The sequence below is a fragment of the Agromyces selenitireducens genome (genome assembly GCF_052748465.2).
On record NZ_CM188259.1, the window covers coordinates 1,651,279 to 1,664,173 of the forward strand.

Consider the following 12,895-nt stretch of genomic DNA (forward strand, 5'->3'; position numbering starts at 1 on the left):
TCGGCGTCGTCGTGACCGTCGAGGCCATTCTGCTCGCGATGGTGCTGAACCGCCGCGGCGGGGCCCGCTGGGTCCAGCTCCCGCTACTCCTGGTGCACGCCGGTGCGGCGCTCGTCGGGAGCGCCTTCCTCACCGTCACGGAGTTCGGCCTCCTCGTCGAGGTGCTGCTCCTCGGCGGGCTCGGCCTCGCGGTCGCCGCCTGGGTCTCCAGCCTCCTCCCCGGCGCCAACCGATGGTTCCGCACTCGGGGCGAGGTGCAGCCGGCGACGCTCCACTGAGACCGGCCCTGCCGCGATCACGAGCGCCTCGCAGCTGCGCGTGACGACGTCGCACGCCTCCGCGGATGCGCGGTCGAGGAGCGGACTGCCGGCCAGCGCCCGCCAACGCTGCAGGGCGGCCGTGGCAGCGCGGTGCAGGTCCTCCGGAGCGGCGTCGTCGGGCAGGCCCAGGCGGTCGGCGAGTCCGGTGCCCGCTGCGCCGATGAGCCGCTCCGCCTCCGCGGAGTCCGCCGGGGAGAGGCCGAGGCCGCTCGTTCGCGCGGCCGAGAGCAGCGCCAGTTCCCTGAGCTCGTGGGCATTCGACTCGAGCCGCTCGATCGAGCGCTCGATGAGGGGCGCAGCCGTCGGCCGACGCTCCGCGAGCAGCGCCCGGAGCGCCGCGAGCGCCGAACTCGCCTTCAACGCGTCGGCCCGCGACCGGAACTGGCCGCCCACCAGGTGGATCAGGTCGTCCATCCCGGAACGGCGATAGAGCTCGTCGGCCAGGCCCGTCGAGTCGTGGTGCCCAGCGCGGATCGACACGGCCGCCATCCGGATCCCGAACATCCCGAAGCGCTCGAGCAGGTTCCGGCGCTCCTCCGCCGTCACGTCGATCGGCGCGTCCTCGCGGACGAACCGGTCGACCGACACCAGCATCCGTTCGCGGGCGCTGCGGCCGAGGCGAGCGAGCCTGCGGAGCGCGTCGTACTCGCGTTCGCGGAGGGTTCGCGCGGACTGCGCGAGGAGCCCAGCGATCGGCACCACGTCGAGCGCGAGGGACCGCAACGACCCGTCGCTGCGGTAGCGTTCGGCGATCGACCTCGCCGAGAGCAGCGCGTCGATGCGGCCCGCCCCGATCTCGTCCGCGCGCGAGAGCACCGCGATCGCGTTGACCGTGCGCGACCGTGCGACCGCCGTGTCGTGGAACGCGGAGAGGAAGCCCACGTCGGCGGAGTGCATGTGCCGGGTGAGGTAGATGATCGCATCGGCTTCCGACGGGTTGGCCTCCGGGGTGAGGAAGGCGGCCGATCGCGCGGAGATGTCGGTCGAGAGCGAGCCGATCCCCGGCGTGTCGATGAGGGTCACGTCCTCGAGGCGCTTGGACGGCCATTCGACCACGACGCGGTCGACGTCCTCCGGCGTCGACGGCTCGAGGTCGATGACGAGACGGCCGTCGACGCGGCGGACCGGGACGGAACGGGCCTCCCCGCTCCGGAGGTGGACGGTGATGCTCGGAGCGGTGCCGTGGCGATACCACACGATGACCTTGGTGCACTCGCCGGCGTCCGTCGGGGCGATCTCCTCGCCGATCACGGCGTTGAGCAGGGTCGACTTGCCCGCCTTCACCATGCCGGCGATGGCCACCCGCAGCGGCTCCCGGAGGCGGTCCTGCTGCTCCCGGATGCGCTCGACGGCAGCGGCGTCGCCCCGGAAGTGGTCGGCCGCGAGTTCGAGGAGCTCGTCGGCCTGCTCGAGGAGGCGCCCGTTCACGCCTGGCCGCTCCCGGCCGCCGGGGCGGAGTCGACCGGCGCCCCGGTCGGGTCGGATGCCGCGGACGAGGTGGAGTGTCGCGCGCGGTTCGCCGCGACCGTCGCACCGTCGATCGACTTCGCCCTGCTCGAGAGCGCGTCGACCTGCTGGAGGTCGCGTCGCAGCTGCTGCACGCGCTTGTCGCGATCGCTCGCATACATGTTCGCCGCCTTCTGGGCCGCCAGCACCGAGTCGGCCAGCGACCGGTGGTGCTCGTCCGCGATGGCCGTGAAGTGGTCGCGCGTGATGCGCTGGACGAGGCGCAGGCGGTCGCGCAACTGCTTCCCGACCTGGAAGATGATCTCGTCGACCTGGCGTCGGATGAGGTTCTTCGCCTCGGCACGGCGGCGCTGGAGGCGATTCTCGACGTCCTCCTTGTAGGCCTTGCGGCCGATGACGGCACCGGCGGCGAGCGAGAGCGGATTGATGAGCGACATCCCGACGATGCTCGTGATGATGCCGACCATGAGCACGCCGCCATAGGACCCGCGGAGCCCGATGTAGAACTTCTGCATGGGCCCGAGCCGGCCCGGGTCGAGCTCGGTCATGTCGTCGACGGCGTCGAGCACCTCGTGGGTGTCGTCGACGTGGATCTGCGGGAGGGTGACCTCCTCTTCGTTGAAGTGCCGGGCGACCTTCGCCGAGAGCCACTGCGCGCGCTCCTGGGTCCAGACGAACGTGTCGGTGACCGCCGACGACACGCGCTGCTCGAACCAGTCGACGAGCTCGTCCCAGATCGGACCGGGGTCGCCCTCGTCGATCGCCTCCTCCGCCTCGCGCTGGATCGTGCGCAGCCGGTCGCGGAGGTCGTGCTCCATGTCGGCGATCAGGTCGGTGGCCCCGTCGTTGAGGGTGATCTGCCAGCGGGCGGAGTTGCGCCGGAGCTCATCGGCGCGGGCCTTCGTCGTCTCGAGCTTCGCGACCATCTCGGGCGTCTTCTCGGGGTCGAGCAACGCGCTGAGCTCGGAATCGATGGAGAGGCGCAGGTGCTCGGTCGTCGACATGAGGTCGGCAGCCGCCGACCGGCGCTGCAGGAGTTCCGCCTTGCCGACCACGTCGCGTCGGAGGTAGGAGACCAGCTCGGTGAACCCGGACTCGGCGTTCAGCTCGTGGTCGGATTCCCGCAGCGCGGTCAGGCGCAGGTTCGACGAGATGGGGAAGATCGGGATCGACGGATCGATCGACTGCAGGTGGCCCCGATCGAGCTCCTCGACCTGACGCCACTGCGGGTAGAGGTCGATCTTCGTGAGGACGCATGCCACGTTGGGCGAGATGCGCATCGCGTGGCGAAGGAACTGGATCTCGGGCTCGGTGAACTCCTGCGACGCGTCGGAGACGAACAGCATGGCGTGCGCGGACGGCAGCGTCGCGAGGGTCGTGATCGCATGCGCCGAGTTGAGCCCGCCGACGCCGGGGGAGTCGATGAGGGTGAGCCCGCCCTTCAGGAGCTTGCGGGGGAGTGCGACCTCGGCGGAGGCGACATCCGTCTCGGTGCCACGGCCGCCGCGCTCGGAGACGTACCGGGCCAGGTCGGCGATCGGGATCTCGGTGCGCTGCGAACGACCGTCGGCCTCGAGGGTCCCGCCGATCGCGCTCGTCGAGAGCACCGAGGCGGACGCGCGCTCGCCGTAGCGGACCGTGGTCGGCACGGCGGTGGCGATGTCGTCGTCGACGGGGCAGACGGGGGCGTTCACGAGTGCGTTGATCAGCTGGCTCTTGCCCTGCTTGAACTCGCCGACCACGATGACGCGGATGTTGGGGTCGTGGAGCCGGTCGCGGGTCTGCTCGAGCCGGCGCCGCAGGTCGGGTCGGTCGCCATTGCCCGCGAGGGCGATGCCGCGGTCCACGAGTTCGATGAGTTGCTGCACCGTTGCACTCCCCGTTCGACGTTCTTCGATTCAACCAGACGGACAGCGGATTCGGCCCGGCGCACCTGGAGTGCGCCGGGCCGAACCGCCGTGTGGGACTACAGCGCGAGGTCGACCTCGTTGTCGGCGACCTGGTCGCCGGGGCCGGTCTCGACCGCGTTGTCGTTCACCTGGAACGAGTCCTCGATCTCGGTCTCCTCGTTGAAGGATTCCTCGACCTCGACCTCGACCTCGACCTCGGTGAGGTCGCCGGGGCCGGACTCGAGGTTGTTGCCGTTGAACGACTCCTCCACCTCGACCTCGGTCGAGTTGTCCGAGTTGTCCTGGAACGAGTCGTTGACCTGGAACGAGTCCTCGATGTCGACCTCGATGTCGGTGTTCGTCGAGTTGTCGACCGAGTTGTCCTCGTTGAAGGAGTCCTCGATGTCGACCTCGATCTCGGTCTCGTCGTTGTAGGAGTCCTCGTTGAAGGAGTCCTCGATGTCGACCTCGATCTCGGTCTCCTCGTTGAAGGAGTCCTCGATGTCGACTTCGGTGGAGTTGTCCGTCGAGTTGTCCGTGTTGAACGAGTCGACGGCGACGTTCGTCGTCGAGTTGTCCGAGTTGTCGTTGAACGAGTCCTCGATCTCGAGCTCGTTCTCCTCGTTGAAGGAGTCCTCGATGTCGACCTCGAGGTCGTACTCGGTGTTGCCGGCGATGACCGTGCCGCCCGTGGTGGCGACGATGCTGCCGTCACCCACGTTCGTCGACGTGTTCTCCACCTCGTTGTTGACGCCGACGATGCTGTCCTCGGCCCAGATGTTCGTGTTCGTCGACTGGTCGTTGACCACGTCGCGGTCGTCGATGTACGAGTAGTTGTTGACCACGCTCATGATCTTCTGGACGGCGACGTCGTAGTCGCCCTTGCCGCCGCCGTGGTGGCCGCCCCAGTCGCCCTTGCCGCCGCCGTCGTGACGGCCGCCGCCGCCGCCCCAGCCGCCGCCGCCGCCGCCGCCCCAGCCGCCGCCGCCGCCACCGCCGCCGCCCCAGGCTCCGCCCGAAGCGCTGCTGTCGATGCTGTTGCCGCCGGTGTCGTACTCGCGGTTGCCGACCGGCGAGAAGTCGAGCGCGACCGGCAGGACCGCGTCGACGTCAGCCGCGCAGATGCCGTTCAGGCCCGCGTTGGTCAGGGCGCCGTCCGGGTCGCCCCGGAACTCCGCAGCCGCCTCCGGGTCCCGCAACAGGCCCATCAGGAAGTCCAGCAGCGCCGTCGTGATGTTCGACATGATCGATCTCCTCCATACGTTGAGATGGCGATGACCGACACCTGCGCCGGTCCCCCGAGAGACACCTTCCTCTTCTGCCGATCCCGGGACATCGGGGGCGAGCCCCGTGCTTTCCGGTGACGGTAGGGGGGATGGGGGAATCCGCGGCGGCCCGTTAGGGGATTCGGCAGGGCCCCCGAACGGGAGGTCGGGGTCGGGGACCGGCGAACGGCTCGCTCAGCTCGTCTCGTCGGCCTCGAGCGCCGTCCGCAGCTTCGCGATCAGGTCGGAGCGGTTGGTGGCGCCGAGGCGGCGACGGATGCGGGCGATGTGGTGCTCCGCGGTGCGCGGCGAGATGAAGATCGCCTCCCCGATCTCCGCGTAGGTCTTGCCCTCGAGTACAAGGCGCGCCACCTCGCGCTCGCGAGCGCTCAACCGAGCATCGTCGCGCCCCGGCGCCGACGACGTCGTGCCACTCGAAGCGCTCCGGTCCGCGCGCGCGAGCCCGGCGGGTCTCGACTCGTCGGGGTGGAGGCTCCGCGCCAGTGCGAGCAACCGCAGGGAGTCCTGGTGCTCCGCCGCGCGAGCGGCGGCGTGCCCGGCGAGCCTCGCGGCATCCCACGGGTAGCCCGCAGCCCGGAGCTCGCGCGCCGAATGCTCGACGGCCTCGACGTCGACCTCGCCGGCGAGTGCCGCCGCCCAGGTGCGAGCGGCTCGCGCGAGGCGCTGCGCGGTGCGATCGCCGACGCGCGCATCGAGCGACTCGGCGTGGCGTTCGACCGCGGCGGCGTCATTCCGGAGCAGCCCCGACTCGATCTCCGTCCAGTGCAGTGCCGTGGTGAGCGGCCCGGGGTGGCCGACGTCGTCGAGGATCCGCCAGACCTCGGTGAGGTGCGCATCGACGAGGTGCATCTCCCCGAGGCGCGCGGCTGCGACGACGAGTTCGGCCAGGGCCGGAAGCGTCGTCAGGTCGGGGCGCATGCCGGCGATCGAGTGGCGGGCCGCCTCCCACGCCCGGACCAGGTCGGGGATCTCGCCCTGGTGCCGGGCGAGGCCGACGCGGAGCGCGCTCGCGAGGAGCTCGTCGCGCAGGCCGAGCGGGTGGGCCGCGGCATCCGCCATCGCGGCGGCGAGATGCTCGCGCGCGTGCAGCGGGCGATCGGCGCGGAGCGAGACCATGCCGCGCATGAGCTGTAGCCGGGCAGAGAAGGCCGGGCCGCCCTGACCCGCCTCGATCGCGGACGAGAGCACGTCGTCGGCGATGCTGAGTTCGCCGAGGGCGAGGGCCACCTGCGCCGCGAGCACCGCGGGGACCTCGGGCAGTGCGGTCGCCGCATCGGCCTCGGACAGCACGCTCGACGCACTGAGGAGCGATGCGAGCGCCCGGTCCGGGTCGTCGTCGAGGAGGCGCAGCAGGCCGTCGGCCATGAGGTCGATCGCCATATGGGACGACGTCGGGTACGCGACCCGGTCGCCGGTCGCCTGAAGCGTGGTCGCCCGCTCGAGCGCCCCGGTCGCAGCCAGGCCGACCACGGCGAGCGGCCCGAAGGCGCACTCGTCGCCGGCGAGGCGCTCATACGCCTCAGCGCTCTGCCGCAGCAGGCCCTGGCGCGCCCAGACCGCGGCGGCGACCTCGACCGCGCGGCAGACGTCCGGAGACCCGGCTCGGGCGAGCAGGCGGTCGATGAGGCGTTCCGCGTCCCGGATGTCGCCGGCAGCCCAGGCCGCGGACGCCCGACGTGCCTCCAGTGCGGTCGGGTCCGCTCCGGCCGCCACGGCGGCCGCGTACCGTCTGCCGGCCTCCGCCGGATCGGTCCTGAGGAGCTCGTCCCCGGCGCGCTCGAGCGCGGATGCGACGCGACCGTCGCGGAAGCCCTGCTCGGCGAGCGAGAGCGCGGCATCGTCGAGGGGCATGCCCGAGGCCTCGATCGCGTCGACGAGCTCGCGACGGAGCGACCAGGCCTCGTCCGGCAACGCCACCCGGAGGACCGCCGCGCGCACGAGTGGCGTCAGCCGGCCATCGGCCCCCGCGAGGCCCGATGCCCGCGCCGCCTGCATGAGCGCGAGCGTGTCGGCCTGCGCGAAGCGCGGTGCGGTGGCGAAGGCGGGCCCCGATGCCGAGAAGCCGACGGCGAGGGCGAGCACGAACTCGCGCGTGGGCCGGTCGAGCCCGTCGAGCTCCTCGGCGACGTGCGCGAGCACCTGGCCGGGAACGTGGGCGTCGACCTCGAGGCCCCAGCCGTCGTCCCGGACCGCGACGAGGGCCAGGTCGACGAGGCGAGGGTTCCCGGCCGTCAGGTCGAGGATCCGGTCGATGACACTCGGCTGGACCGCGGCCCCGAACACCTCCGAGGACCGCACCATGACCTCGGCGGCTGAGAGCGGGTGGAGCATGACCATCGAGTGGCGCCGCCCGGCGTGGTCGAGCACGTGTGCGACGGGCGCGGACGGCGAGGGGCGGAAGGCCACCACGAGATGAGCGAGGTCGTCGCCGACCACCCGGTCGAGGACGGACAGCTCGCCGGTGGCCAGCTGCTCCGCGTCGTCCACGAGGATCACGACCGGCGTCGCGCCGGCGTCGACCGCCAATTCGGTGTCGGGCTCGATGCCGTGCACGACGCGCGCGCCGCCCGCATCGAGCTCCGCCGCCATCCGCTCGAGCAGCGTCGACTTGCCCGATCCGCCCGGACCGCTCACGCCGGCGACCACCCGGTCGGAGCCGCGAAGGATCAGCCGGACGAGCGCCTCGCCGTCGGACCAGCCGGCGACGGCGGGCGGGCGGTGGGAATCGGTGGCATGCGTGGATGCGGTCATGGCGCGGTCGTGGGCTCCGGCGACGGGTCGGTGGTCGGGTCAGGGGCGACCGTGGGCTCGGGGCTGGGCTCCGGGACGGGCTCGGGGCTCGGTTCCGGCTCGGGCACCGGCTCGGGGCTGGGCTCCGGGACGGGCTCGGGGCTCGGTTCCGGCTCGGGGCTGGGCTCGGGCACCGGCTCGGGGCTGGGCTCGGGGGTCGGATCCGGTGCGGGGTCCGGGGTCGGGTCGGTGCTGGGTGCCGGCGCGGGCGTCGGGTCCGTCGTCGGATCGGCGGCCGCTCCGTCGCCGGTCGTGGAACCGGACGCGGAGGTGTCCCCGCTGCCGTCGGACGATCCGGCTCCCGCCGAACCCGAGGTCGACTTGGTGGTCGTCGGCGTGGACTTGCCCGGCTTGAGCGGGCCCGCAGGCTCCTCCACCTCGGATTCGTCGGCACGGGTGAGGGGATCGTCGGCGAGCGGCGCACGCGGCGGGGCGCCCGAGTCCGTGGCTTCGCCGGTGACGTACCTGCCCGCGGCGGTCGCGCTCGATCCCTCCAGTTCCGCGGCACCGCCGGTCGAGCCGTCCTGCTGACCGCCCGCGCCGAGCGGCGTGATCGGCACGATCACGGCGAGGAGCGCGGCCGCGGCACCGGCGAGCAGCGTGGTGCGCACCCCCATCGAGAGGTGCGGCGAGTCCGCCGCGAGCAGCCACGCGGGCACGGCCGTGCGGCGCGCCCCGTCCGCCGCCACCTCGTCGTGGTCGCCCTCGGCGGCCATGCCCTCGACTGCGGGCTCCGGCGCAGGCGGCGCCTCGAGTCGCCGGCCCGCCGCGATCGCGGCGCCCTGGCTGATGGATGCCTTCGGGTCGACGTCGATGGCCACGGGGAGCCCGAGCTCGGCGGAGATGAGCTGGGTCACGGCCGGGATGCGGGACGAGCCGCCGATGAGCAGGATCGCAGACAGTGCATCGGCGTCGAGTTCCGCCGCGGCGATCGCGTCGCGCAGCGTGTCGACCGTCCGCCGGAGGTCGGGTTCGATCATCTGCTCGAACTCGGCCCGTACCAACCGGACGCGGGCCTGGCCGGACGGGAGGATGACGGGCACGGCCGTCTCGCCGTCGAACGAGAGCGCCTCCTTGGCCTCGGTGCATTCACGGCGCACCCCGGCGAGGGCGACGATCGCATCCGGCGTTCCGTCGTCGAGCTCGGCGAAAGCCTCCCCGGCGGCTCCCCGGACGTGCTCGAAGACGAGCTGGTCGAAGTCCGAGCCGCCGAGGCGGTCGATCCCGCGGGGCGCACCCACCAGGCTCAGGCCGTCGTCGCCCTCGCGCCGCAGCAGGGCGACGTCGAACGTGCCTCCGCCGAGGTCGTAGACGCCCAGGACGCGCTCGTCCTCGAGTTCGTGCTCAGAGAGGTACTTCAGCCCGGCGGCCTCGGGCTCGCTCACGAGGTCGACCTCGCCGAGACCGACCCCCGCGAGCGCGGTCCGGACCGACTCGATGCGGTGCGCGCCCCATGCGGCGGGGTAGGACAGCGCGACGGAAGCGGGCGATCCCCCCTCCTGGGCCTCGGCGCGCTCGACGACCCACTGGGCGAGGAGCGCGAACAGGTCCTCGGGCGCCACCGCGATGTCGCCGACGATCAGCGGCGTCTCATCGCCGATGCGACGCTTGAACTCGCGGACCACGCGGTCGGGCGATTCGATCGCGCGCCGCTCCGCGGCCTCGCCGACGACGACGGCGCCGTCCTCCCCGAGGTAGACGACGGTCGGCACGGCGGATTTCCGCGTGCCGAGGTCGATCGGCCTCAGCCGTAGGGCGCCGTCGGCCTCCCGCCGGCCCACTGCGGCCGCGGTGTAGGTGGTTCCGATGTCGATTCCGAGCGCGTATGAGTTCAAAGGACTCTTACCCCCCTGCGCGACACCGGCGTGCGCCGTTCGAGTCCGTGCCGCGACCCGTCGAGTATCCCGCGCTCGCGCTATGGCGGCAACCGGGGCAGGTGCCCCGATTCGGGGTACATATCGACCACGGTGGCTGGCCTCCTGCGGGATTCCGCCCGATGTCCGGGGGACAGCGGCGCGTTCGGGGGCCATACCCCCAGAACGGGGGTCATGCCCCTTCCGTCGCCGAAGCGATACTTATGGGTCATGGTGTGGGCGCGGAGGGGGCTGCGACGCCTGGTCGCAGCAGCGACGGCGGCGGTCGTCGCCTCGAGCCTGACCGCCTGCGGGCTGTCCACGTTCTTTCCCGTGGTCGACGAATCCACGCCGACCGGCGAGAAGGTGGATGCCGCGCTCGAGCCGTTCTACGGCCAGGTCCTGCGCTGGGAGCAGTGCGGGGACTTCCAGTGCGCGACCGCGATCGCGCCGCTCGACTGGGATGCCCCGACCGGAGCGGAGATCGAGCTCGCGCTCATCCGCCAGCCGGCGCGGGGCGATCGAGTGGGCTCGCTGCTCATGAACCCCGGCGGTCCGGGGGTCTCCGGCTACGATGCGGTCGCGAGCGGGCTCGAGGTCGCCACCACCGAGAACCTGCAGGACCGCTACGACATCGTCGGCTTCGATCCGCGCGGTGTCGGTCGCTCGACTGCGGTCGACTGCCTGCCGCCGAAGGAGCTCGACAGCTTCCTGTACACCCCGGCACGCGGAGTGCGCGGCACGACCGACTGGCTCACGTCGCAGAACGAGCTCACGCATCGCTTCGGCCAGGCGTGCCTGCGGAACACGGGCGAGCTGCTCGCCAACGTCGACACTGCGAGCGTCGCGCGCGACCTCGACATGCTCCGGGCCGCGCTGGGCGAGGAGCAGCTGGCCTACCTGGGGTACTCGTACGGCGCTTACCTCGGCACGGTCTACGCGGGCCTGTTCCCCGAACGCGTCGGCCGGCTCGTGCTCGACGGTCCCATCGACCCGTCCCTCGGCCGTTCCGCGATCACGCTTGCGCAGGCCAAGGGCTTCGAGGCCGCGCTCCGGTCGTATCTCACGGCCTGCATCCCAGCCGCGACCTGCCCGTTCGAGGGCACCGCGGATGACGCGCTGCCGATCGTGCGCGAGATCCTGGACGCCGTCGCCAAGAACCCGATCCCGTCGACCGACGGCCGCGTGCTCGGTGTCGACACGCTGCTGCTCGCGATCGCCGCGCCGCTCTATCGGCAGGACACGTGGCCCGTGCTCGACACCGTCTTCACGACCGTGCTCGCCGGGCAGGCCGAGTTCGCGCTGACCGTCGTGGACGGCTACTACGGCCGCACGCCCGAGGGCGACTACTCGGGCAACCTCCCGGAGGCGATCCGGGCGGTGAACTGCCTCGACCACACCGCGCAGAACAACGTCGAGGTCATGAAGGAGGAGGCCCGGACGCTCAGCAAGGAGGCGCCGCACATCGGCGTGTACTTCTCCTTCGGCGACGTCGCATGCCTGTCGTGGCCCTTCCGGTCCGAGCTCGAGCGCGTGGCGATCACGGCGCCCGGCGCAGCGCCGATCCTCGTGCTCGGCACGACGGGCGACCCGTCGACGCCGCACGCGTGGGCGGTCGCGGTCGCCTCGCAACTCGAGAGCGGCGTGCTCGTCACGCGCACGGGCGAGGGCCACACGGCGTTCAACAAGGGCGATGCGTGCGTGGATGCCGCGGTGGAGGCGTACCTCGTCGACGGCGTCGTGCCGCCCGCCGACGTGACCTGTCCGGCCTGAGCCCGCGGTCCCGGAGACGTTGACTCGCGCATCCGCGGCGGAGCATGATCGGGACTGCGCGACGGCGCGCGGAATCCAGGTGGATCATGACCCAGGCATCGACCGGGGCCGCGACGGGCGCGAGCTTCCGGCCGCACGACCCCGCCCTGCTCGACCTCGCCCGCAGGCACGCGGCGGAATGGCTCGACGCCCTGCCCGAACGGTCCATTCCACCGCGTGCGTCGGTTGACGAGGTCGGCGACGCGCTCGGGCGCGAGCTCCCCGAGCACGGCGAGCCGGCTGCGGAGGTGATCGATCGGCTCGTCGAGCGCATCGAGCCCGGGCTCATGGCGATGGGCTCGCCGCGCTTCTTCGGCTGGGTGATCGGCGGCACGCAGCCGGTCGCGCTCGCCGCGGACTGGCTCGTGTCGGCCTGGGACCAGAACAACGGACTGCGGAACGTCACTCCCGGCACGGTCGCCGTCGAGGAGGTCGCGGCGGACTGGATCCTCGACCTGCTCGGACTGCCGCCCGAGAGCGAGGTCGGCTTCGCGACCGGCGCCACGACGGCGCAGTTCGCGTGCCTGGCGGCGGCCCGCGACGAGGTGCTGCGCCGTGCCGGGTGGGACGTCGCCCGCGACGGCCTCGCCGGCGGGCCGCGCGTGCGCTTCGTGGTCGGCGCCGAGCGGCATGCCACGATCGACCTCGCCGGCCGGTACCTCGGACTCGGCATCCCGGCCGCTGCGGCGTCCGACGACCAGGGTCGGATCCGGCCCGACGCCCTGCGCGAGGTGCTCGCAGCAGGCGAGGGACCGGCGATCGTCTGCCTGCAGGCCGGCAACATCCACTCCGGCGGGTTCGATCCCTTCGAGGAGGCGTGCCGCGTCGCGCACGAGGCGGGCGCCTGGGTGCACGTCGACGGCGCGTTCGGCCTGTGGGCTGCGGCGTCCCCGCGGCTGCGGCACCTCACGGCGGGACTCGCCGACGCCGACTCGTGGTCGACCGACGCGCACAAGACGCTCAACGTCCCCTACGACTGCGGCATCGCGATGGTCCGCGACGGCGCGGCGATGCGGCATGCCCTCACCATGCATGCGAGCTACCTGCAGGCGACGGCCATCGGCGCCGACCCGCACGAGAAGGTCGCCGAGCTGTCGCGACGGGCTCGCGGCGTGCCGACGTGGGCGGTGCTGCGCCACCTGGGTCGTGACGGCGTGGCCGAGCTCATCGATCGGCTGGCGGAGTCCGCGCGGATCATCGCCGAGGGGGTCGCGCGACTTCCCGCAGTGACGGTCCTCAACGACGTGGTGTTCACGCAGGTCTGCATCGCGCTCGAGGACGACGCGGCCACCGAGGCGCTGAGCGCCCGGCTCTGGGCCGACGGCGAGGTGCTCGCGATGACCTCGCGCTGGCACGACCGCGCCGTCGTGCGCTTCTCCGTGAGCAACTGGGGCACGGACGCCGCGCAGGCGCGCCGCACGGTCGCCGCCGTCGAGCGCGCGCTCGCCGGGTTGCGCTCGGGCGGCTGAGGGGGACCC

At 72.4% G+C, this 12,895-nt stretch carries 7 protein-coding genes; 2 read left to right on the plus strand and 5 right to left on the minus strand.

Annotated features, from left to right (window positions below):
* Positions 1 to 83: 83 nt before the first annotated feature.
* The 5 genes from ACULK4_RS07705 to ACULK4_RS07725 all read right to left on the minus strand — a co-directional run bounded on the left by ACULK4_RS07705 (position 84) and on the right by ACULK4_RS07725 (position 9,587).
* Positions 84 to 1,748, minus strand: coding sequence for a dynamin family protein (locus ACULK4_RS07705; RefSeq protein WP_445965542.1), 1,665 nt, complete (start codon positions 1,746 to 1,748; stop codon positions 84 to 86).
* Positions 1,745 to 3,655 (minus strand): dynamin family protein, encoded by a 1,911-nt coding sequence (locus ACULK4_RS07710; protein WP_445965543.1) that lies wholly within the window; start codon positions 3,653 to 3,655, stop codon positions 1,745 to 1,747. Before ACULK4_RS07710 ends, ACULK4_RS07705 begins: the two co-directional genes overlap by 4 nt.
* A 98-nt stretch (positions 3,656 to 3,753) precedes the next feature.
* The gene (locus tag ACULK4_RS07715; RefSeq protein ID WP_445965544.1) at positions 3,754 to 4,920 is read right to left on the minus strand and encodes an IniB N-terminal domain-containing protein; all 1,167 of its coding nucleotides are present in this window, start codon (positions 4,918 to 4,920) and stop codon (positions 3,754 to 3,756) included.
* 216 nt (positions 4,921 to 5,136) lie between these two features.
* Positions 5,137 to 7,713 (minus strand): LuxR C-terminal-related transcriptional regulator, encoded by a 2,577-nt coding sequence (locus tag ACULK4_RS07720; RefSeq protein WP_445965545.1) that lies wholly within the window; start codon positions 7,711 to 7,713, stop codon positions 5,137 to 5,139.
* The gene (locus ACULK4_RS07725; RefSeq protein WP_501043365.1) at positions 7,710 to 9,587 is read right to left on the minus strand and encodes an Hsp70 family protein; all 1,878 of its coding nucleotides are present in this window, start codon (positions 9,585 to 9,587) and stop codon (positions 7,710 to 7,712) included. The genes ACULK4_RS07720 and ACULK4_RS07725 overlap by 4 nt, the downstream gene beginning before the upstream one ends.
* 249 nt (positions 9,588 to 9,836) lie before the next feature.
* On the opposite strand from ACULK4_RS07725, the gene ACULK4_RS07730 reads away from it, so the two are divergent.
* Both ACULK4_RS07730 and ACULK4_RS07735 read left to right on the plus strand, forming a co-directional pair.
* Entirely contained in the window at positions 9,837 to 11,378 is a 1,542-nt protein-coding gene (locus ACULK4_RS07730; protein WP_501043366.1) for an alpha/beta fold hydrolase, read from the plus strand.
* Between the two features lie 86 nt (positions 11,379 to 11,464).
* The gene (locus ACULK4_RS07735; RefSeq protein ID WP_445965548.1) at positions 11,465 to 12,886 is read left to right on the plus strand and encodes a pyridoxal phosphate-dependent decarboxylase family protein; all 1,422 of its coding nucleotides are present in this window, start codon (positions 11,465 to 11,467) and stop codon (positions 12,884 to 12,886) included.
* Positions 12,887 to 12,895: the final 9 nt, after the last annotated feature.